Genomic DNA, 21,783 nt, shown 5'->3' with positions numbered 1-21,783 from the left:
CTGGTGGACATGAACGGCGCAGGGCCGCAAACGGACGCGGCCGGGAGACTGCTCGACCGGATACCGACCGGGCTCGCGGCGATGGAGACGGAGGCCAACCGGCTCGACCGCGATGGCGGATTCCCCGAGCAGGCATTTGCCTTCCTGAACGCCTGTGGCGCGATGACGGCGCCGTTGCCACGTCGGTTCGGTGGTCTCGGGGCGGGCACCGAGCCGGAGGCCGGCGACGCGATGCTGCGGCTGCTCCGGCTGGTCGGGCATGGCTCCCTTGCGGTCGGACGGCTCTACGAGGGCCATGTCAACGCCATCCGCCTGATCGTGCGCTACGGCACCGAGGCGCAGCAGCAGCGTGCGGCGGAGGATGCGCGGGCCGGCCACCTGTTCGGGATCTGGGTGACCGATGGCAGCGACCCGCTGCGCCTGCTGGTCGCGGACGGTGGGCTGCTGCTGCAGGGTGGCAAGCTGTTCGCTTCCGGCGCCCGCCATGTCACCCGCCCGCTGGTCACCGCGCAGCCGGAGGCCGGACCGCCGCGCATGCTGGTGGTGCCGCTCGGGGTGGACCGGCACGCGCGCGACACGCTGGGCGGCGTGCACGGCATGCGTGGCGCCTGCACCGGATCGTGCGACTTCACCGGCGTCCGGCCCGGCGAGGATGCCGTGATCGGCGCGCCGGGCGACTATCTGCGGCAGCCGGAATTCTCCGCCGGCGCCTGGCGCGGCATCGCGGTGGCGCTCGGCGGCATCGACCGGCTGGTGGACGCGCTGCGCGACCAGTTGCGCGCGCGGGGCCGGCACGAGGGGCCGCACCAGCTCGTCCGGATCGGCGAGGCGCTGATCGCCCGCGAGACAGCGGCGATGTGGGCATCCCGTGCATCGCGGGTCGCCGAGCAGCCCGGCCACGCCGAGGGGGACGTCATCGCCGTGGTCGGGCTGGCCCGCATTGCCGCCGAACAGGCGGCACTGGACGTGATCCGGCTGGTGCAGCGCGGGCTGGGACTGGGAGTGTTCCTGCAGGACAACCCGGCGGAACGGGTGATGCGCGATCTCGCCACCTACCTGCGGCAGCCGGCGCCCGACGAGACGCTGTGCGAGGCGGCCGGCTGGTTCACCACGCGGGACCTGCCGGCATGATGCGCGCGGACGAGCTGCACGAGTTGATGCGCGCGTTGCCGGTGTCCGCCGACGACGCGCTGCTGCGCCACGGCCGCGCCCTGATCCTGGCGCCGCACGCCGATGACGAATCGCTCGGTTGCGGCGGCCTGATCGCGACGCTGTGCAGGTCCTGCCTGCCGCCCTACGTCCTGGTGGTCACCGACGGCACCGGCTCGCACCCGAACTCGCGCGCCTACCCGGCCGGGCGGCTGCGCGCGGTGCGCGAGGCCGAGGCGCTGGCGGCGACCGCGGCGCTCGGCCTGTCGCCGGAGGATGTCGGCTTCCTGCGCCTGCGCGACACCGCGGCGCCGCGCGACGGGGTGGGGTTAGAGGCGGCCTGCGCGCGGATCGAGGCGGTGGCGCAGGAGCAGGGCTGCGACACGCTGCTGGCGCCATGGCTGCTCGATCCGCATTGCGACCACGAGGCGGTCCAGCTGATGGCGCGTCGGATTGCCGCCAGGATGGGTCTGCGGCTGCTGTCATATCCGGTCTGGGGCTGGCTGATCGCACCGGACGTCGAGCTGTCGCCCGAGATGCCGCTGCGCGGCTTCCGGCTCGACATCGCGGACCATCTCGCAAGCAAGCAGGCGGCGATCCGGCTGCACGTCTCGCAGTATGGCGATCTCATCACCGATGACCCGGAGGGCTTCCGGCTTCCCTCGGCCCTGCTGTCGGTATTCGAGCAGCCGCACGAGACGTTCATCGAGACTGCCCCCGCGCCCGCCCCGGGATCGCCGCCTTGACCGGATCGTCGTGGGATCGCTCGGTGTTCGACCGGATCTACGAGGCCGATCCGGATCCCTGGAAGTTCGAGACCAGCGACTACGAGCGTTCGAAATATGCCGACACGCTGGCGCAGCTGGGCGACCGGCAGTTCGAGCATGGCCTCGAATTGGGCTGCTCGATCGGGGTGATGACGCAGGCCCTCTCGGAGCGGTGCCGTACCCTGCTGGCGGTGGATCTGGCGGAGGCGGCGATTGCGCGGGCCAGCACCCGGTGCGCAGTCCAGCTCGGGTCGGGCGCGGTCGAGTTCCGGCGCGCGGTGCTGCCCGGGGAGTGGGACTGGAACGACCGCCGCTTCGACCTGATCCTGGTGTCCGAGCTGCTGTATTTCCTCTCGCCGGCCGACAATGCGGCACTGGCCGCTCGCTGCGTCGCGCAGGCCCGGCCGGGATGCGTCGCGCTGCTGGTCAACTGGACCGGACCCACCGACACCCCCTGTACCGGCCACGAGGCCGCCGGACTGTTCGCCGATGCCCTCGCGGCGGGCGGCTTCAGGCGCTCAGCGCCGCTGGTTCGGGATGGCTATCGGCTCGATCTGCTGGAACGTCCGAGGCCCTGAGGGCGGCGAGGATGCGCTGCGCCACGGCCGCCTGCAGGTCGAGTTCGCGACGCGCCACCTCGATGCGGACCAGCGCCGGACTGGCCGCCTCGATGGCCGCCCAGGCGGCGCCGAAATGCCGCGCCCGGAGGCAGCGGGCGACCTCCAGGACCGGGAGCTGCGCTTCCGCCGCCAGCGCCTGCACCGCATCCGGCCAGGCGTGCGGCATGGTGCCGCGTGCCTGCCATACCGCCCGCGTCCGGGCCCTCAGGGTGGCACGCAGCAGGCAGACTTCCGCCGGCTCCAGGTCTGCGTCGATCATCTCGTCCTGACGGATCATGCGCCGCGCGATGGTTTCGGCCATGCCGCCGGGGGCGCGGCCCAGCAGGCGGCCGGAGACCGTTACGCGCACGTCGGGTGCGTGCCGCACGGTCGCGTCGACCAGGCGCAGCGAGCGCAGGAAGCCGCGATCCTCGCCGCTCGGCAGCGGCAGCATCCCGCCGGCAAGCCGGTATGCGGTAACGGTGACGGCGATGCTGGCACCGGAATGCTCGGTATGGCGTGGCAGCGGATCGGCCGGGTCGGGATCGGCCAGCGCATGGATCTCGTCCAGCATGGCACCGTAGGCAACCTCGCGCGCGTCATCCTCGTGCAGGGCCGCGGGGATCTGTGCCGCATCCACCGGATGCAGTTCGACGCGGCCGCACACGACATCGACGCCGTGCCGGAAGGCCGCCCCGATGCCTGCCGCCCAGTCCCTCGCCACCTCGCCATCGGCGTCTGTGGTGGCGACGATGCCTTCGGGCCCTGCAATCCGCGCGGCCAGCTCCATGACCTCGCTCCTGGCGTGGCCTGCATTGGATTGCTCCGGCCCGAAGCGCCTGACATGCACGGCAAGCGGAACCGCCAGCGTAGGCCGCAGGCGTTCGATCACCGCCTCCGTTTCGTCGCTGCAGTTGTTCAACAAGAGCACGACGTGGTCGATGCAGGCATTGGCCTGGTCGTCGAGGGCTTGCAGGCACCGGCCGATATGGTCCGCCTCGTCGCGAACCGGAATGGCGACAACGAAACGCTGGGCCTGCATCGGCATCGGCTCGGGTCCCCTGTCGCAAGACGGCGCGCGGGCAACCCGGTGCGGTGGCCGCGGTTTCGCGCAACCGCCGGCAAACTTTCGTGCGCCCTGCCGACAGGTGGCGCCGGGGGCGCGCTATTCGGGCCAGCGGCCGGATGCTAGGACCGGGGCCACCCAACCCCGGAACCCCGCACGCAGGAAGGAAGCCGCCCATGGCCGTGAAGGACGTCAAGAAGGTGGTGCTGGCCTATTCCGGCGGCCTCGACACCAGCGTGATCCTGCGCTGGCTGCAGACCGCCTATGGCTGCGAGGTGGTGACCTTCACCGCCGATCTCGGCCAGGGCGAGGAGCTGGAGCCGGCCCGGCGCAAGGCCGAGCTGTTCGGCATCAGGCAGATCTTCGTCGAGGACCTGCGCGAGACCTTCGTGCGCGACTTCGTGTTCCCGATGTTCCGGGCCAACACGCTCTACGAGGGGCAATACCTGCTGGGGACCTCGATCGCCCGCCCGCTGATCGCGCAACGGCAGATCGAGATCGCCGAGATGGTCGGCGCCGATGCGGTGGCGCACGGAGCGACCGGCAAGGGCAACGACCAGGTGCGCTTCGAGCTGTCGTATTATGCATTGAAGCCGGACGTGAAGGTGATCGCACCGTGGCGCGAGTGGGAGCTGACCAGCCGGACCAAGCTGCTGGCGTTTGCCGAGCAGAACCAGATCCCGATCTCGCGCGACAAGCGGGGCGAGGCGCCGTTCTCGGTGGATGCCAACCTGCTGCACTCCTCGTCGGAGGGGAAGATCCTCGAGGACCCCGCAGTGGCGCCGGACGAGAGCGTGTTCCAGCGCACCATCAGCCCGGAAGCAGCGCCCGATGTCGCTACCGAGATCAGCATCGATTTCGTGTCCGGCGATCCGGTCGCGGTGAACGGCGAGGCGCTGTCGCCGGCGATGCTGCTGACCCGGCTGAACGAGTACGGCCGCGCCAACGGCATCGGCCGCCTCGACCTGGTGGAGAACCGCTTCGTCGGCATGAAGTCTCGCGGCATCTACGAGACCCCGGGCGGCACCATCCTGCTGGCCGCGCATCGCAGCATGGAGACCATCACGCTGGATCGCGAGGCGGGGCACCTGAAGGACAGCCTGATGCCCCGCTATGCCGAGCTGATCTACAACGGCTTCTGGTTCAGCCCGGAGCGCCGCATGCTGCAGGCGCTGATCGACACCAGCCAGCATTCGGTCACCGGGCGGGTGCGTCTCAAACTCTACAAGGGCAACGTGATCACCGTCGGGCGCGAGAGCCCGAACAGCCTCTACGACACGCGGGTGGTGACATTCGAGGATGACCAGGGCGCCTACGACCAGGTCGACGCGCAGGGCTTCATCAAGCTCAACGCGCTGCGGCTGCGTCTCGGTGCCAGTGCGGGGCGGCGCGGGGGAGCCCTGTAGGAGGCTGCCAGATACAATTTGTCGGATGGAACATCGGCGGCCGGCTGCGTTTGTGTTGCGAACCGGAGGCGACATGACCAAGCGACTGCTGATGCTCCTCACCCTCGCCTGTGTGCTACCAACTACGGCCTGCGTGCCGTGGTGGCACCATCACCACGACCGCGGCTTCGGACCGCCGGGCCGTCCCGGTCCGGGCTACTATCGCTAGCGCGCCGGTGATGGCACGGGCAGGCCAGCGGATGGCCTGCCCGGCATCGGCATACGGTCGGCTTGCCTAGGCGGCAACCGGCTTCGCAAGCGCCGCGGCGGTGCCCACGTCCCATGCGGTGACCGCTGCGACCAGGACGGTCGCAACCGCCGCGGTAAGACGCTTCGGATTGGACGCACCCAGCGCGGATGTCAGCACCGCAAGGTCCAGCGCGTCACCCGAGACCCGCGCATCGATACCGGACGCCGACGACGGCCTCAGCAGTATGAACAACCCGGTTCCGATCTCGCGCACGCCGAACGCGCGCACCAGCCGAGGGCCGCCCTTGATGCCAAGCCGGTTTGCGATCGCCGACGGCGCGGCGAGCTCGGCGATTCCAACGGCGAGGCTCATCCAGCCCAGGCAGCGTGCGGAAGTCTTGGCATTCATGTCGTAATCCCTTCTGTCTCGATACGGTTCTGACGAGTATCGATCGCCGGCGCTAGTCCGGCAGATCCTCGATCCGGGCCGGTTCGATCTGGAACTGGCCGTTCCTGCCGTGCCGGTACTCCGACAGCGCCCGGTAGGTGCGCAGGCGGGCGCGCATCAGCGAGCCGAGCGGTCTGAATGCTGCAAGGGCATGGGCTGGCTGGAACGAGAGCTTCTGGTCGAACCAGTCCTGCCGGGCGGCGCCATAGGCATCCTGGCGCGGCAGCAGCAGCCGCGCGACCGGCCGGTACGGGCTTTCATCCTCCGGCCAGACGACCGAGGCGTCCTCGACCGGCATGCGGTCGAGATCGGTGCAGAGCTGCACCCGGATTTCGAATTCTGCATCATGCTCGCGGAAATAGGCGATCACGGCGTTGCGGAACGCGTCCGGATCGGTATCGGTATCGATGGTACGGTCGATCATCGCAACCAGCGCGGGAGAGACCGGGAAAACGCCCAGCTTGGCCACCAGCTCGCCGTAGCGCAGCGCGGCCTGGCTGTAGTAGGCGTCGGCAAGTGGATTGCTCCGGGTGTGGCCGAAGAAACCGAGGCTGGCGCTGTCGCTGCCGACAGCCTTCAGGGCAGCATTGGCGAGCCGCGCCGTACTCGACACCGCCTGCTTCACTGCCTCCGGCAAACCGGTGCTGCGCTCGATCCTGCCGATGGCGGCGAGAAAGCTGTCGGCATCGCCCTGCGGAAAAGCCGGTCCGGTGGCCAGCACGAAATCCTGCGTCGTCGCGCCGGCATGCCCCGGCAACTTCTCGCCCTCGACGTCGAAGATCTTGATCGCCATGCCCCGATGCGTCGAAACGCTGTCCGACAGCACCTCGCCAGGCCCCTGCGCAAGCCGCACCGCCGCGGGGTAGCTGCGCTGGGCTGCGAACAGCCCCTGGCGCAACGGTGGCGGCAGGTTGTCCAGCACCACCACCTCGCCCTTGAGCAGACCGGTGCTCTTCGCGTGCGATGCCCGCACTGTCCGGCCATCACGCCTGGCGACGGTCTCGCTCTCCCTGGTCATGGTGGCGATGATGGCGTCGATGGTGTGGTTCTCGCCGGGCGTGACCGTCTCGAGATCGTCGCGATAGCGCACCCAATCGGTGGCGGGTCGATTATCCGGCATGGGTGTCTCTCTGGTCATCGGCTCGTCAACGCCGTCGCGCTGCGGTGGATGGGCCGGAATGTGCGCCGCCCTGTCACAGCCGCGTCAGAGCCACTTCAGCCGGCAGCGCGTCGCAGCCAGTCGCGTACGCCGTCGATGCTTCGGAAATCGTCCAGCGCCCGCGCCTCCGAGCCTGGCAGCGCTGCGGTCGCCATGCGGGCGAGCACCCGGCCCGGACCAAGTTCGAGCATGGCGACCGCGCCCGCCTCATGGCAATGCGCGAGACAGGCCGACCAGTCGATGGTCTGCGCGATCTGCCGGGACAGCCTGTCGCAGCCGGCTTCGACCGAACGCACCCGATCGCCATCGATGCCGCTGAGCAGCGCGTGGCTTGGCGTGTGGGGCGAAGTATCCAGCAGGGCCTGCCGGAAGCGGCCGCTCGCACCGGCCAGGAGCGGAGTATGCGCCGCGACAGCCACCCGCAGGCGCACCACCCGTCCTGCCCCGGCGGCGCGCGCCTGCCCGGCCAGCACGTCCAGCGCCCTGTCCGGGCCACCAGCGACGACATTGTCGGGCCCGTTGACGATCGCCAGCGCGCAGCCGGTCTCGCGCAGCAGCATCTCGATGCGGTCCCGTCGCAGGCCGATGATCGCCAGCAGGCCGGCGCGCGGGCCGGCGGCGGCGGCCTCGTCCATCAGTCGGGCACGCTGCGACGCCAGCGCGAGGGTCTGCGCCGGATCGAGCATGCCGGCACAGCACCAGGCGGCCAGCTCACCGACGCTGTAGCCGGCGATCATCGATGCCGGCGGCCGGAGCGCGCTCCAGGCGGCGATCGCCTGGGTGCAGCACAGCACCTGGCCGGCCTGGTTGGCGAACAGGGCGTCGTCGCCGGCGTCGCGCACGAACTGGCGCGGATCGACCCCGCCGAGATGGGCGGCGGCGGCGGCGAACACCGGCTCGGCCGCCGGCGCCGTGCCGGTCAGCGCGAACATGTCGCGATGCTGCGCGCCCTGCCCGCTGCACAGGATGGCGACGCCGCTCATGGCGGGGTGCCGCCCGGACCGGATGCGGGCTCTAGCCGGTCCAGCATGATCGCCATGGCGAGCAGGTCGGCACTGCCGCCCGGCGACAACCGGCGCGATACGAAGGCCTCGTGCACCCGGGCGGCCCGTTGCTGCCAGTCCGGTGCCGCGATGCCACCCTCGGCCAGGAAGCGGCGCGCCTCGAGCCGGGCAAAGTCGAGCCCCGCACGACCACCGCGATGCAGCAGGTTGGTGTCCTCCAGTTCGGCGATCAGGGCGAAGCAGGCCTGCACCCGGGCTGCCGTTGCGGGCGCCCCAGCCGCCGCGGCCGCGCGCAGGGCCGGCAGCGCCAGGTGGTAGACGTGCGGAAAACCCCGGGCGGCCTCGATACGGGCACCCCCTGCCCCGAAGCGCCGCCTCGCCTGTGCGCCGTGGCTGCCGGCGGTCGCCTCGTCATCGCGAGCGATCTGCGCCCCCCAGCGGTCGCGAACCACCTCACCGAGCGATCGAGGGTCGGACGATGGCTGTCGCAACCCGGCGGCGGCACAGAGCAGGCCAAGGCCGAAGATCGCGCCACGATGCGTGTTGACGCCGCCGGTGACGGCCAGCATCGCCGCTTCCGCGCGCAGCCCGATCACGCGCAGATCGGACATCTCGCAATCCAGGCAGCCGGCGTCCGCAAGTTCGGCGAACCATGCCGTCAGCGTGCGGGCACTTGCGCGCAGCAGGGCGGCGTCCATGTCCGCATGGCTGCCGGTGTCGCGGTCGCTGACCAGGCCGGGCTTGGGCCACGTCGCCACCTCCGCCAGCAGCGCCTCGGTCGCGACCCGTGCGATGGAGGCGGCGTCCGTCGCCACCGGCCCCCGCTCCAGCACCGCCGCAACCTGCGTCATGCTGCCCGGCTCATGCCGAGATCGGCGAAGCGGAGCAGCCGCACCGCGTCCAGCGACTTCGCGATGACGCCATTGGTGCCGTGCGCGATCGCCGCCCGCAGTTCGGACCAGTGTACTGCCTCGCCGGTCCGGAACTCGATCTCGCCATCGAGTGGCGGCGCCAGCCGGCCGGCGACGGCGGCGATCGCGTCCAGCAACGCGGTCAGGCCGCGGATGTCGCCGGGCATCCACAGCAGATCGAGATCCGAGGCCGGCGCGAGGTAGTCGAGGCCGGTGATCGCCTGCCACATCAGGCTGCCGAACACCCGCGGCGGTGCGCCATATCGGTGCCCGGCCGCGAGCAGGTCGCGTACGGTATCGGCCCAGGCCGCGGGAGCGGCGTGCGCGACCTCCGACAGCGACGGCGGCCGGGCAGCCGAGAGCACGGCGTCCGCCGGAACCGTGAAACCGACACGACGCGGACCGGCGCCCGCAGGCAGGGCGATCGCAGCCGCGATGCAGTCTTGCGCCTCGTCCGGCAGGCGGCGGCGGCGCATCACCGGGCGACCCTGTGCGATCCAGTCCCGCAACAGCGGCACCACCTGCAGCGTGTCGTGCTTCTCGACCACCCCGGGCCACGCCGCGGGACGGAGCCGCAACAGGTCGTGACGCCGGCCGTTCAACTCGATGCCTGCGACCGCGCCTGCGCCAGCACCAGTCCCGCCACGCGGGCCGAGACCCGGCGACCACCACGCTCCGCACCGAGCCGGCCGCGATCGTCCCCTTTTGTTGCAGGCTGTTCCAGCAGCTCCTGCAATTGCGCAGCGAACAGCGAAGGTTCTGTCCAGCTCTGCGAAACCGCGCCGGTGCGTGTCAGCGCCTCGATCCCGGGCGCGAAGATCGGCGTGGTTTCCGCCATGCGCTGCAAGGTCTCGAGCTCGAGTTTCGTCACCCGCGCAATCGAGGGCAGGTCCATGACGCTGGGCGACGCACCCGGCACCGCGACCATCGCCTGGGTGGCGAGCGCTGTGGCGATGAACGCGCCAGCCGCCGCCGGCCCATACAGGATGCTGACGGTGCGATGGCCGGCGCCCGCGGCGAGATGCAGCGACTTGGCGAGATGCGCGAGATACTCGTTCAGTCCGAGCAGTTCGTCGCGGCGCGCCATCCGTTGGCTGGCGGTATCGACCAGCAGCACCAGCGGCGTCCGCCCGGGATGCGCCGCCAGGGCGAGCACCCCGCCCGCCAGTTCCAGCGCGCTCTCGATGCCGAGCGGCACGCCGCCCGCGATGCCGAGTACTCTGGCCTCGCCTCCACCCGCCAGCCGCGCGGTACCGGCGACGGTGTCGTGCGGCCCGGGCCGCACGTCGTGACCGCTCGGGAACAACGCCGGCAGCAATTCATCGAGCGTCATGGCGTGTCCCCTGCCCGGCGACCACGGCTGCGAATGCCTCGTCCCCGAGGTCGGCGACGTCTCCGGGTTCGTCGATGCCCATCGCGCGCCAGATCTCCGGCGTGTCCCGGCACTCGCCAAGCGTTCGCAGCCGCTGTTCCAGCCGTCGCTGCTCGGCCACCAGGGTAGCCAGTCCGAAGGCGGGCGCCTGCCGAACGCCCTGGAGCGCCGCCTCGCGGAAGCACTCGATGCGATCGGACACGATGCGATCGGCGATGCCAAGCAGCACACGCGTGCGGCCGCCGGTGATGCGCCAGACCAGTGCACGGTCGCGGCTGTCGAACTCCTCGACGCCCTTGTTCGTCTCTATCACTTCCGGCCCGGTGACGCTGATGCGGGCCTGCTCGGACACCACCACGTGGGAGCAACAGGCACTGATCAGGCCGGCGCCCCCGAAGGTGCCGGCACGGCCGCCGATCAGCGCCACCACCGCGACACCGGCGGCCCGCGCATCCAGGATCGCACCGATGATTTCCGACACCGCGATCTCGCCGGCATTGGCCTCCTGCAGCCGGACGCCACCGCTATCGAGCAGCAGCAGTACCGCGCATCCGCCACCGGTCTCACGGGCTGCGCGCAACAGCCCGACCAGCTTGGCGCCGGCGATCTCGCCGAAGGTTCCTCCCATGAAGCGGCCTTCCTGCGCCGCCACCAGCACGCATCCGCCCTGCAGGCGACCGGCCCCTACGATCATGCCGTCATCGAAGGCTACCGGCAGATCGAACAGATGCAGGTGCGGACTGGTCTCGCGCGCGGTCGGCGGCACGAACTCGACGAAGCTCGCCGCGTCCAGCAGTCCCGCGATCCGCTCGCGTGCGGTTGCCTCATACCAGCTCGCGGTCTCGTCGCGTCCGGCAACTTCGGCAAGCGGCAGGCTGTCCGACATCAGGGCACCTCGCTGATCAGGCGGACGCCCTGCATCAGCCGGAGCGACACCGTGTCCGGCCTGGCGCCGCCATCGTTGATCGAGATGCGCAGGCCGCCCGGCGAAGTGCGCTGCACGAAGTCGGCGATCACCGCCTCCCAGATCGGCCGGAACCCGGTCGCCGACGTCGCCACCTCGATGGCGCAGCCGGTACCCTCGATGCGCTCGAGCAGTATCTCGAGATTGCCGGAGGCGACCACGCCGATGATCGCGCTCGGCCTGGTGCCACCGCAACGCGATGCGGCCTCGGCCTGGATGGTGAACTGCTCCATGCGATCTATCCCCGCTACCAGTTGCGGAATTTCGAGGGCGGCCTGTACAGGTCCTTCGACCAGCCGACCAGGTCGCGTATCGAGCGCGCCGCCAGCAGATGCCGCGTCGCGTCGAGCGGGTTCAGGCCGAGATCCTCCGGACGGCGGATGACGCGGCGCTCGCGGAGCTTCTGCACCACGGCGCGGTCGCGGCCCCGGCCAACTTCGGTATAGCCGGCGACGCCGCGGATCGCCTGCTCGCGCTCCTCGCGCGTGCGGCACAGCAGCAGGTTGGCGATACCCTCCTCGGTAACGATGTGGGTGACATCGTCGCCGTAGATCATCACCGGCACCAGCTCGAGCTGCAGCTTCTCGGCAAGCGCCACGCTGTCGAGACGTTCCACGAAGGTCGGCGCCATGCCGGCGCCGAAGGTCTCGACGATCTGCACCACCAGCTTGCGGCCGCGCGTCATCGCGATATTCCCGTCGCTCGCCTCGCGGCCGGCCTTCAGCCAGCTGTCGGACGCGTGCCGCCTGCCATGCGCGTCGGCGCCCATGTTCGGGGCGCCGCCGAAACCCGCGATGCGGTCCGGGGTGACGGTGGAGGAGTTGCCGTCGAGATCGATCTGCAGGGTCGAGCCGATGAACATGTCGCAGGCATACAGGCCGGCGTTCTGGCACATCATGCGGTTGGATCGCAGCGTCCCGTCGCGGCCGGTGAAATAGATGTCCGGCCGTGCCGCCATGTACGCATCCATGCCGACCTCGCTGCCGAAGCAGTGTATCTGCTCGACCCAGCCGCTCTCGATGGCCGGGATCAGCGTCGGGTGCGGGTTGAGCGCCCAGTGGGTGGCGATCTTCCCCTTCAGGCCGAGCCGCTCGGCGAACGTCGGCAGCAGCAGCTCGATCGCGGCGGTACCGAAGCCGATGCCATGGTTGAGCCGCTTCACGCCGTATTCGGCATAGATCCCCTTGATGGCCATCATCGCCATCAGGATCTGCGTTTCGGTGATGCTGGCCGGATCGCGCGTGAACAGCGGCTCGACGTAGAAAGGCCTGTCGGCCTCGATGATGAAATCGACCTGGTCGCCGGGGATGTCGACGCGCGGCAGCCTGTCGACGATGCGGTTGACCTGCGCCACCACGATACCGGACTTGAACGCCGTTGCCTCGACGATGGTCGGCGTGTCCTCGGTGTTCGGCCCGGTATAGAGGTTGCCCTGCGCGTCCGCCTGCACGGCCGCGATCAATGCCACGTGCGGCGTCAGGTCCATGTAGTAGCGCGCGAACAGCTCGATATAGGTGTGGATGGCACCGAGCTCGATGCGACCGTTGTTGAGCGCACGCGCGATAGAAGCTCCCTGCGGACCGGAATAGGAGAAGTCGAGCTTGCGGGCGATGCCGCGCTCGAAGATCTCCAGATGCTCGGGCAGCACTATGCCGGACTGCACGATGTGCAGGTCGTGAACGCGGGCCGGATCGGCGGCCGCCAGGGCACGGGCAAGCAGGTCGGCCTGCTTCTGGTTGTCGCCCTCCAGGCAGACCCGGTCGCCGGGCTGCAGCAGCGCCTCCAGCAGGGCAGTCGCGTCCGACGCCTGCACCTGCTTGCCCTTCGCGAGCGAGGCGGCGCGGCCGAGACGTTCATGCCGCGCGGTGCGCTGGCGGTCCCAGCTCCTGACCTCTGTCTGGATCATGCATGTCTCCAGGGCATTCAGGTCCTCAGGCGTGGCGCCCGGCCCGGCACTGTCCCCGGGGGGTGAACCACCGGCTTCGTCCCAAGTTGCGCCAGCCGCCGGATGCCGCCATGACGGGTGGGCGCCATGCCCGACATGCCTACGACGCCCCGGCCGTCTTCCGCCACCCTCCAGGCCGTCCCGCCCTTCTGGCTGCTCGCCGCCGTCACCATGACCGGCACCGCGGCGCTGCACATATTCGTCCCGGCACTGCCCGACATCGCCCGCGACTTCGCGGTGACGCGGCCGACCGCGCAATACACCATCACGCTCTACCTGGTCGGCATGGCGCTCGGGCAGCTGGTCTACGGGCCGCTGTCGGACCGGTTCGGACGCCGGCCGCTGCTGCTGACCGGGATGTCGCTCTATCTCGCGGGCCTGGTGCTGGCGGCGCTGGCGAACGGCATCGGCATGCTGCTGGCCGCCCGCGTGCTGCAATCGCTTGGTGGCTGCGGCGCACTGGTGCTGGGACGCGCCATGGTGCGCGATGTCGCCGGCCGCCAGGATGCGGCCCGGCAACTCGCCACCCTGGGCCTGGTGATGGGCATCACCCCTGCGGCGGCGCCGGCGATCGGCGGCCTGATCGATGGCTGGCTGGGCTGGCGGGCGCTCTTCGTGGCCCTGGCGCTGGTGGTGCTGGCGCTGCTGGTGCTGGTGCTGCGCCGGCTGCCGGAGACCAACCGGGCGCTCCTGCCGCTGCCGGGGCCGAGCGCGATCCTGTTCGGATACTGGATACTTTGGCGCTCGCCAGCGTACCGGCGCTACACCATCGCCGGCGCCTGTGCCGCCACCAGCCTGTACGCCTTCCTCGCCGATGCACCCTTCCTGCTGGTCGGCATCATGCATCAGGCTCCGGCCTCGGTCGGCTTCTACTGCCTGCTGGCGGTGGCCGGGATGATGCTCGGCACCCTGCTCGCGCGACAGCTGGCCGGCAGCGCGTCACCGCAGCGCGCTGCCCCGGCTTTCATGGCCCGGCGCGGCAACCTGCTCTGCCTCGCCAGCGCCGGCCTGCTCGTGCTGCTGAGCGCCACCCATCATCTTGGCCTGGCGGCGATGATGACGCTGCTGGTGCTGTATGCGATCGGTATCGGCGTCGTCAGTCCGAACGCACTCGCCGGCCTGATGAACACCCATCCGGAGCGGGCCGGCGCCGCCTCCAGCCTGTACGGCTTCCTGCAGATGGCGTTCGGCGCCGGCTTCACCTGGGCGGTGTCGCTCGGGATCGGCGGTCCGGAGAACGCGATGGCGCTGGTCCTGCTGGCCGCCGCCGCCTGCGCCGGAGCGTCGTTGTGGCGGGCCTAGAGCATGATCCGGTCGATCATGCTCTGCTTGTCATTCAAAGACTACTTCCGCCAGAGCCGGCGATCCGGCGTAATCGGCGAGATGCCGTCGCGGTACGCTAGGGCGCGCGCGTAATACTGCTCGTATGCCACCAGGTCGCGATGCGGGGAGGCCTCCTGATCGATGGCGTCGCCGACGTCGTTGTAGAGGTCGAGATTGGCGAGGTCCGGCACCGGATCGTGGCCGGCCAGATGGTCTTCCCACATCTGCCGGTACAGCTCCTCGAGACGGGCGACCAGCAGGGGCATGTCGAACAGCGTGCAGCGATCGCGCGCAGCTTTCAGGCGGTGGCGCAACTCGGCCAGCCAGCCTGGCTCCTGGCCACACTGCACGGCGCGCTCGATGTACCCGTCCGGATCGCAGCAGACCAGCTCGGTCAGCCCGGCGGCCCGCACCAGGCTCGAACAGACTCGCGAGGCGAAGCTGTTGCCCTGCAGGGTCACCACCGGAACCCCCATCCAGAGCGCGTCCGACGCGGTGGTGTGCGCGCCATACGGGTAGGTGTCGAGGAACAGGTCGGCCGCCGGATAGCGCGCGAGATGCTCCTCGTTGGACCGGCGCGGAGCGAAGACGAGGCGGTCCGGCAGGATGCCGCGCCTCGCCGCCTGCTGTCGCAGCCGCTCGTCGGTGGCGCCGTCGCAGGACAGCAACCAGAGCACCGAACCGGGCACGCGGGCCAGCAGGGTCATCCAGCGGCCGAACATCGACGGCGTGATCTTCTGGGTGCCGTTGAAGCAGCAATAGACCACCGCGCCATCGGGCAGGCCGAGCTCGTGCCGTGCGGGGATGGTGCCCGATACCGTGCGCTTGCGGTCGGTCGGCTGGTAGCAGGGCAGCCGGACCACCCGCTCGCTGTAGAACCGCTCGTGGCCGGGCGGGATGATGGTGGCGTCGGCGATGATGTACTGGTGGTGCGGGGTGCCCATGCTGCCTGGATAGCCGAGCCAGTTCACCATCACCGGCGCCGGCCGCAATGCCAGCGCGGCACCGGGGACGTCGCCGGTGTGGCCGCCGAGATCCACCAGGATGTCGATCCCATCGTGTGCGATCCGGCTTGCGACCTGCCTGTCGGTCCAGCCGGAGATGCTGCACCAGTGCGGCACCGCCCGGCGGAACCGCGCCTGCAACGCATCGGGCGCGGCCCGGCCGGAATAGTAGGCGAACACCTCCACCCCGGTCGGGTCGTGCAGCTCGAACAGTTCGACGGTCAGGAAGCCGATCGCATGCTCGCGCAGGTCGGGTGAGACGTAGCCGATGCGCAGCGGCGCGGCCGGATCCCGCCCGGCTGGGAGGGGCGGTGGCCATGTGCCTACGGTGCACGGACCGGACGGCCAGCCGCCGTCGCGCCGCATGCTGCGCCAGGCGTTGGAGAGCTGGAACATCGGGTCGTCCGCGTGGATCGCCAGCGCCAGCGGTGACAGCGACGCACTCAGCCTGCCAGCCGTCACGCGACCGGACGGCGCCAGCACCGGCCATTTGCACTGCATCTCGCGCAGCGCGACCCAGTGCTGCATCGCGTCGCACTGGTGCGGGTCGAGATCGAGGCAGCGGCGCAACGCCTCCTCGGCGCTGCCGAGATCACCGATGGACTTGAACACCCGTGCGGCGTGCTTGAGGGACGTGGTCTTGTGAACGATCAGGTCGCCGTCCGTGGCCGCAAGCAGGTCCGCCACGTGAAGCCACTGCCCGACCGCCGCGGGAAGGTCATTGAGCCGTTCCAGCGCCAGACCGTGGTTGACGTAGGCAGACAGGAAGCCGGGCCGCAGCGAGATGGCTTCGGCGAAGCAGGCGCCGGCTTCCGCGTGCCGGCCAAGCTGGGTCAGCAGCACGCCGAAATTGAAGCAGGCCGCATGGCGCAGCGGGTCGAGCGGGTGATGCTGCAGCCAGACCGCATAGAGCGCTGCACCCTGCGCCTTGGCATCCGTATCGGTCGGGCTCGTGTTCTGCGGAAGGTTGCGGTTGACCAGCGCCTCGACGGCGCCGATCAGCTCGACCAGCCGGTAGCCGGCATCCTCCGGACCGACCGGAACCACCCTCGCCACGGAGTGCGGCATCAGGCGCCGGCGAGCCGGTCCGCCACCAGCCTGGTCATGGTGAGCTCGAAGGCGCGGGTGAAACGGTCGATGTCGCCGGCCGTCTGCTTCCAGGCATCCGCGGTGAACAGCCGCTTGTAGTCGGCATAGGCGTGCGGCTGGGTGGCGAGGGTGATCGCGGTTTCGACATAGTCGTCGATGGAGGCCGCGATGCCCTGCCCGGCACCGATGGCGTGCAGCATCGAGCCGGCCATGCGAGAGGCGAACGACGCGCCGGCAAGCGTCAGCAACGGCAGCTGCATCCGGATCGCGTCGCTGGCGACTGTGCCTGCGTTGTACGGGAAGGTGTCGAGGAACAGATCGGCAGCGCCTAGCCGGCTCATGTACAGCTCCGGACTGGTTCGCCCGGCGAACAGGATCCGTTCCGGCGCGATGCCTGCCTGTGCGGCGCGGGCGTGGAGGCTGCTTTCCGCCCAGCGATTGTCCACCGACAGCCAGAGCACGGTGCTCGCCGCGCCACGCATGATTGCCATCCAGGATGCGAACATCGCCTCCGTGATCTTGTACGAGTTGGAAAAGCAGCAGAGCACGAAGGCATCTTCCGGCAACCCGGCCTCGGCGCGGGGGAGCGGCGCGCCGATCGTGCGCTTGCTGTCGTTGGCCTGGTAGATCGGGGCGATCGAGAGCGGAACGGGCCGGTACGACGCGGCGCTATGCGCCGGAATGACGTAGTCGTCGCAAAGCAGATAATCGATCTCGTCCATCGGCAACGGGCCGATGAAACCGAGATAGGTGGCCTGGATCGGCGCCGGCCGCCATTTCAGCACGGCGAGGCGGGTATGGGCGGTGAGGCCGTTCAGGTCGATGAGGATGTCGATCTCGTCGTCGCGAATGATGCGCGCCGCCTGCTCGTCCGACAGGCCGCGAATGATGCGATGATGGTCGAACCCGGCCAGCACGCGCCGCCTGATCTCGCTGCCGTCCTCCAGGGTCGCGCAGTAGCCGTAGATCTCGAAGCGGCTGCGGTCGTGGTGCTCGAACAGTTCGGCTACCAGGAAGCTCATGGCGTGCCGGCAGAAATCCGACGACAGGTAGCCGATCCTGATCCGGTCGTGTCGGTATGGCGCCACCGGAGCAAGCGGCGCCGTGATGGCCGGGATCTTGCGCGCGAGCCAGCCCGCGATGACCTCGCGCTGCACATCGACGTCGTCGGTAAGGGCGAGCAGGCCCAGTGGTCCGGCCTGCCGCAGCAGCACGTCGGGGGGAAGTCCGGGCATGTCGGCCTGCAGCACCGGCCAGTGACAGGTCTTCTGGCGGATATGCACCCAATGCTGCACGACGTCCGGCTGGGCCGGATCGGTCAGCAGCGAGGTACGCAGGATCGCCTCCGCCTCGTCGAGACGGCCGTTCTGCTCCAGCAGGCGGGCGCGATGGTTGAGCAGGGCGGTACGCGCCTCGTCGGTCTGGATCGCGCCGCCCCAGGTGGTCAGGGCGTGCTCGACCTGTCCGGCGGCCTCCAGCCCGAGGCCGAGATTGACGGCGGCGGGGTGGAAATCCGGCCGCAGCACGCGGGCATTGCCGTAGGCAGCCAGCGCGCCGCCCTTGTCGCCGCTCAGCCCGAGCGACGCTCCGAGGTTGAACCAGGCGGCGAACAGATGCGGGCTGCCGGCATTGGCGCCGATCCAGCGCCTGTAGAGCAGGATCTCGGCCGACGCGGTGACACCGGGCCGACCGGCCTCGATGGCGGCGATGATCGCCTGGAACGGGATCTGCCGGAGCTGCTCGTCGTAGCCGTCGGGGAGCGGAAACGATGCGTCGTCGCCGGCGAGCAGGTCGGCAAGCCAGCTTGCCTCGACGACCGGTGCGACGACCTCGGTCCGCGATGGAGGCTGTGACAGGAGGAGCATGCGTATCTTCCAGACATGGTCCGATGAGCGTCGGGTGCGACGGGTTGAGCGCTACTGGAAGTAGAGCGCCTGCAGCTGGGTCGGCGTCATGTGCTGGATCTGCGTGCTGGTGAACGAGGGAGACTCGCTGGTGGTGAAGTAGGTCATCTGCGTCGTCGTCAGCGCGCCGAGCTGGGTGGTCGTGAAGGCGGCGATATCCTTGCTTCCCAGCGCCTGCAGCTGCGTCGAGGTCAGCAGCGCGATATCGGCGATCGACAGGGCGGCGAACTGCCCCGTGCTCATCGCCAGCGCCTGGGCGGATGTGATCAGGGTCGCCTGGTCGGTCGTGAGAGCCGCGATCGCGGTCGTGGTGAGGGCTGCGAACTGCACGCTGGTCAGCACGCCCATCGCCGTCGTGCCCAGGGCGACGATGTCCGCCGAGGTCAGGCCGGCCATTCCGGTGACGCTGAGCCCCGGCAGGTTGGTCGACGTGATGGCACCCACATCGGTGGAGGTCAGCGCGCCGGCCTGGGTCGAACCGAAGGCGGCGAGCTGCGTGGACGACAACGCCGCCACCTCGGTCGAGGACAGCGAGAGCGCCTGCGCGGTTCCGAGGCCCTTGATCTGCGTCGCGGTGAGGGCCGCGATCTGCGTCGTCGCCGCCAGGACCGAGGTGGTGGTGAGCGCCGCGGCCTGAGTCGAGCTAAGCCCGGCCAGCTGGGTGGTGCCGAGGCTGGTGACCTGCGTGGTGTTCAGCGCCGCGATCGCGCCGGTGCCGAGACCGGCAACCTGCGTGGAGGCGAGACCGCCGACCGCCGTGCTGGTGAGGCCGGCAATGTTCGCCGAGGTGAGGCCGGCAATCGCGGCGGCAGCCATGCCGGGCATGTTCGTCGTGGTCAGCGTGCCGACATCCGTGGAGTTCAACGCCGCTACCTGGGTCGATCCGAACCCGGCCAGCTGGGTGGACGACAGCGCACCGACCTCGGTCGAGGAAAGTGACACCACCTGGGCGGTGCCAAGGCCTTTGACCTGCGTCGCGGTGAGGGCTGCGATCTGCGTCGTTGCCGCCAGGACCGAGGTGGTGGTGAGCGCCGCGACCTGAGTGGAGCTCAGCCCGGCCAGCTGGGTGGTGCCAAGGCTGGTGACCTGCGTGGTGTTCAGCGCCGCGATCGCCCCGGTGCCAAGCCCAGCAACCTGCGTGGAGGCCAGACCGCCGACCGCCGTGCTGGTGAGGCCGGCGACGTTTGCCGAGGTCAGACCCGCCATCGCACCGGCGGTCATGCCGGGCATATTCGTCGTTGTCAGCGTGCCCACGTCCGTGGAGTTCAAAGCTGCAATCTGCGACGAGCCAAAGCCAGCTAGCTGGGTGGAAGACAGCGCGCCGACCTCGGCCGAGGACAGCGACACCACCTGGGCGGTGCCGAGGCCCTTCACCTGCGTCGCGGTGAGGGCGGCGATCTGCGTCGTTGCCGCCAGGACCGAGGTGGTGGTGAGTGCTGCGACCTGAGTGGAGCTCAGCCCGGCCAGCTGTGTGGTGCCGAGGCCGGTGACCTGCGTGGTGTTCAGCGCCGCGATCGCCCCGGTGCCGAGGCCGGCAACCTGCGTGGAGGCCAATCCGCCGACCGCCGTGCTGGTCAGGCCGGCGATGTTTGCCGAGGTCAGGCCGGCAATCGCACCGGCGGTCATGCCCGGCATGTTCGTCGTGGTCAGCGTGCCGACATCGGTGGAGGTCAGTGCAGCGATCTGCGACGAGCCAAAGCCAGCTAGCTGGGTGGAAGACAGCGCGCCGACCTCGGTCGAGGACAGCGACACCACCTGCGCGGTGCCGAGGCCCTTCACCTGCGTCGCGGTGAGGGCTGCGATCTGTGTCGTCGCCGCCAGGACCGAGGTGGTGGTGAGTGCTGCGACCTGAGTGGAGCTCAGCCCGGCCAGCTGGGTGGTGCCGAGGCCGGTGACCTGCGTGGTGTTCAGCGCCGCGATCGCCCCGGTGCCGAGGCCGGCGACCTGCGTGGAGGCCAGACCGCCGACCGCCGTACTGGTCAGGCCGGCGATGTTGACGGACGTGAGGCCCGCCATCGCGCCGGCGGTCATGCCGGGCATGTTCGTCGTGGTCAGCGTGCCCACGTCCGTGGAGGTGAGTGCAGCGATCTGCGTCGATCCGAACCCGGCCAGCTGGGTGGACGACAGAGCGCCGACCTCGGTCGAGGACAGCGACACCGCCTGCGCGGTACCCAGGCCCTTGATCTGTGTCGCGGTGAGGGCGGCAATCTGCGTCGTCGCCGCAAGCACGGATGTTGTGGTGAGCGCCGCCACCTGGGTCGACGACAGCCCGGCAAGCTGCGTTGTGCCAAGGCTGGTGACCTGCGTGGTGTTCAGCGCCGCGATCGCGCCGGTGCCGAGACCGGCAACCTGCGTAGAAGCCAGTCCGCCGACTGCAGTGCTGGTGAGACCGGCGATGTTGACGGACGTGAGACCCGCCATCGCACCGGCGGTCATGCCCGGCATGTTCGTCGTGGTCAGCGTGCCGACATCCGTGGAGGTCAGTGCAGCGATCTGCGTCGAACCAAAGCCAGCCAGCTGGGTGGATGAAAGCGCCCCTACTTCGGTCGAGGACAGCGAGACCACCTGCGCCGTGCCGAGGCCCTTGACCTGCGTCGCGGAGAGGGCGGCGATCTGCGTGGTGGCCGCCAGGACCGAGGTTGTCGTCAGGGCCGCCACCTGAGTGGAGCTCAGCCCGGCCAGCTGAGTGGTGCCGAGACTGGTCACCTGTGTCGTGTTCAGCGCGGCGATCGCCCCGGTGCCGAGGCCGGCAACCTGCGTGGAGGCCAATCCGCCGACCGCCGTGCTGGTGAGGCCGGCGACGTTTGCCGAGGTCAGACCCGCCATTGCACCGGCGGTCATGCCGGGCATGTTCGTCGTTGTCAGCGTGCCCACGTCCGTGGAGTTCATAGCTGCGATCTGTGTCGATCCAAAGCCAGCTAGCTGGGTGGACGAGAGCGCTCCCACTTCGGTCGAGGACAGCGAGACCACCTGGGCGGTGCCGAGCCCCTTGACCTGCGTCGCGGTAAGGGCTGCGATCTGCGTCGTTGCCGCCAGGACCGAGGTGGTGGTCAGGGCAGCGACCTGCGTCGACGACAGCCCGGCCAGCTGGGTGGTGCCGAGGCTGGTGACCTGCGTGGTGTTCAGCGCGGCTATCGCCCCGGTGCCGAGACCGGCAACCTGCGTGGAGGCAAGACCGCCGACCGCCGTGCTGGTGAGGCCGGCAATGTTCGCCGAAGTCAGACCCGCCATCGCACCGGCGGTCATGCCCGGCATGTTGGTCGTAGTCAGCGTGCCGACATCCGTGGAGGTCAGTGCAGCGATCTGCGAAGAGCCAAAACCAACCAATTGGGTGGACGACAGCGCACCGACCTCGGTCGAGGAAAGTGACACCACCTGGGCGGTGCCAAGGCCTTTGACCTGCGTCGCGGTGAGGGCTGCGATCTGCGTCGTTGCCGCCAGGACC

Annotated in this window: 19 protein-coding genes; 6 read left to right on the top strand and 13 right to left on the bottom strand. The window is 69.8% G+C overall.

Features of this window, described 5'->3' with window-relative positions; all coding sequences use genetic code 11:
* Positions 1-9: 9 nt before the first annotated feature.
* From FE263_RS19115 to FE263_RS19105, 3 genes are read left to right on the top strand one after another with little or no spacing between them, the layout of a single operon-like run.
* Positions 10-1,131 carry an acyl-CoA dehydrogenase family protein gene (locus FE263_RS19115; RefSeq protein WP_240759955.1) on the top strand — a complete coding sequence of 374 codons (1,122 nt, stop codon included), beginning with the start codon at positions 10-12 and terminating at the stop codon, positions 1,129-1,131.
* Positions 1,128-1,895 (top strand): PIG-L deacetylase family protein, encoded by a 768-nt coding sequence (locus FE263_RS19110; protein ID WP_240759947.1) that lies wholly within the window; start codon positions 1,128-1,130, stop codon positions 1,893-1,895. Before FE263_RS19115 ends, FE263_RS19110 begins: the two co-directional genes overlap by 4 nt.
* Positions 1,892-2,494, top strand: a complete 603-nt coding sequence (locus tag FE263_RS19105) for a class I SAM-dependent DNA methyltransferase (protein ID WP_171034224.1) — start codon at positions 1,892-1,894, stop codon at positions 2,492-2,494. The genes FE263_RS19110 and FE263_RS19105 overlap by 4 nt, the downstream gene beginning before the upstream one ends.
* Here FE263_RS19105 and FE263_RS19100 read toward each other — a convergent pair.
* Entirely contained in the window at positions 2,427-3,563 is a 1,137-nt protein-coding gene (locus FE263_RS19100; protein WP_138327635.1) for a glycosyltransferase family A protein, read from the bottom strand. The genes FE263_RS19105 and FE263_RS19100 overlap by 68 nt on opposite strands.
* 194 nt (positions 3,564-3,757) lie before the next feature.
* Between FE263_RS19100 and FE263_RS19095 the strand changes: the two genes are divergently transcribed.
* Entirely contained in the window at positions 3,758-4,987 is a 1,230-nt protein-coding gene (locus tag FE263_RS19095) for an argininosuccinate synthase (RefSeq protein WP_138327634.1), read from the top strand.
* 73 nt (positions 4,988-5,060) lie between these two features.
* Complete coding sequence (locus tag FE263_RS22840) at positions 5,061-5,195, top strand: hypothetical protein (protein ID WP_276611235.1); 135 nt, start codon at positions 5,061-5,063, stop codon at positions 5,193-5,195.
* 66 nt (positions 5,196-5,261) lie between these two features.
* Here the strand turns inward: FE263_RS22840 and FE263_RS19090 are convergent, their stop codons facing one another.
* From FE263_RS19090 to mdcA, 9 genes are all read right to left on the bottom strand, one after another.
* Positions 5,262-5,624, bottom strand: a complete 363-nt coding sequence (locus FE263_RS19090; protein ID WP_138327633.1) for a hypothetical protein — start codon at positions 5,622-5,624, stop codon at positions 5,262-5,264.
* Between the two features lie 52 nt (positions 5,625-5,676).
* Positions 5,677-6,783 carry a catalase family protein gene (locus tag FE263_RS19085; RefSeq protein ID WP_138327632.1) on the bottom strand — a complete coding sequence of 369 codons (1,107 nt, stop codon included), beginning with the start codon at positions 6,781-6,783 and terminating at the stop codon, positions 5,677-5,679.
* A gap of 95 nt (positions 6,784-6,878) precedes the next feature.
* Positions 6,879-7,805 carry an ACP S-malonyltransferase gene (locus FE263_RS19080; protein WP_138327631.1) on the bottom strand — a complete coding sequence of 309 codons (927 nt, stop codon included), beginning with the start codon at positions 7,803-7,805 and terminating at the stop codon, positions 6,879-6,881.
* Positions 7,802-8,677 carry a triphosphoribosyl-dephospho-CoA synthase MdcB gene (gene mdcB, locus FE263_RS19075; RefSeq protein ID WP_138327630.1) on the bottom strand — a complete coding sequence of 292 codons (876 nt, stop codon included), beginning with the start codon at positions 8,675-8,677 and terminating at the stop codon, positions 7,802-7,804. The genes FE263_RS19080 and mdcB overlap by 4 nt, the downstream gene beginning before the upstream one ends.
* Positions 8,674-9,339: a malonate decarboxylase holo-[acyl-carrier-protein] synthase gene (gene mdcG, locus FE263_RS19070; protein ID WP_171034223.1), complete on the bottom strand. Its 666-nt coding sequence runs from the start codon at positions 9,337-9,339 to the stop codon at positions 8,674-8,676. Before mdcG ends, mdcB begins: the two co-directional genes overlap by 4 nt.
* The gene (locus FE263_RS19065; RefSeq protein ID WP_138327628.1) at positions 9,336-10,070 is read right to left on the bottom strand and encodes a biotin-independent malonate decarboxylase subunit gamma; all 735 of its coding nucleotides are present in this window, start codon (positions 10,068-10,070) and stop codon (positions 9,336-9,338) included. The genes mdcG and FE263_RS19065 overlap by 4 nt, the downstream gene beginning before the upstream one ends.
* Positions 10,057-10,995 (bottom strand): biotin-independent malonate decarboxylase subunit beta, encoded by a 939-nt coding sequence (locus FE263_RS19060; protein ID WP_138327627.1) that lies wholly within the window; start codon positions 10,993-10,995, stop codon positions 10,057-10,059. The genes FE263_RS19065 and FE263_RS19060 overlap by 14 nt, the downstream gene beginning before the upstream one ends.
* Entirely contained in the window at positions 10,995-11,306 is a 312-nt protein-coding gene (mdcC, locus tag FE263_RS19055) for a malonate decarboxylase acyl carrier protein (protein ID WP_138327626.1), read from the bottom strand. The genes FE263_RS19060 and mdcC overlap by 1 nt, the downstream gene beginning before the upstream one ends.
* Before the next feature lie 14 nt (positions 11,307-11,320).
* Positions 11,321-12,979 carry a malonate decarboxylase subunit alpha gene (mdcA, locus tag FE263_RS19050; RefSeq protein ID WP_138327625.1) on the bottom strand — a complete coding sequence of 553 codons (1,659 nt, stop codon included), beginning with the start codon at positions 12,977-12,979 and terminating at the stop codon, positions 11,321-11,323.
* Between the two features lie 126 nt (positions 12,980-13,105).
* Between mdcA and FE263_RS19045 the strand changes: the two genes are divergently transcribed.
* A complete protein-coding gene (locus FE263_RS19045; RefSeq protein ID WP_205880456.1) occupies positions 13,106-14,320 on the top strand; it encodes a multidrug effflux MFS transporter in 1,215 nt (404 codons plus the stop codon).
* 41 nt (positions 14,321-14,361) lie between these two features.
* Here the strand turns inward: FE263_RS19045 and FE263_RS19040 are convergent, their stop codons facing one another.
* The 3 genes from FE263_RS19040 to FE263_RS19030 form a co-directional block, all read right to left on the bottom strand.
* The gene (locus tag FE263_RS19040) at positions 14,362-16,413 is read right to left on the bottom strand and encodes an O-linked N-acetylglucosamine transferase, SPINDLY family protein (RefSeq protein ID WP_138327624.1); all 2,052 of its coding nucleotides are present in this window, start codon (positions 16,411-16,413) and stop codon (positions 14,362-14,364) included.
* The gene (locus FE263_RS19035) at positions 16,413-18,299 is read right to left on the bottom strand and encodes an O-linked N-acetylglucosamine transferase, SPINDLY family protein (RefSeq protein ID WP_138327623.1); all 1,887 of its coding nucleotides are present in this window, start codon (positions 18,297-18,299) and stop codon (positions 16,413-16,415) included. Before FE263_RS19035 ends, FE263_RS19040 begins: the two co-directional genes overlap by 1 nt.
* A gap of 51 nt (positions 18,300-18,350) precedes the next feature.
* Positions 18,351-21,783, bottom strand: a 3,433-nt coding sequence (locus FE263_RS19030; RefSeq protein ID WP_171034222.1) for a beta strand repeat-containing protein, incomplete at its 5' end; no start/stop codon positions are given.

It is taken from the genome of Lichenicoccus roseus (genome assembly GCF_005844085.1).
In the GTDB taxonomy this organism is placed as follows: domain Bacteria; phylum Pseudomonadota; class Alphaproteobacteria; order Acetobacterales; family Acetobacteraceae; genus Lichenicoccus; species Lichenicoccus roseus.
Note: the sequence above shows the minus strand (reverse complement) of the source record. Positions and strands in the feature narration are given on the sequence as shown.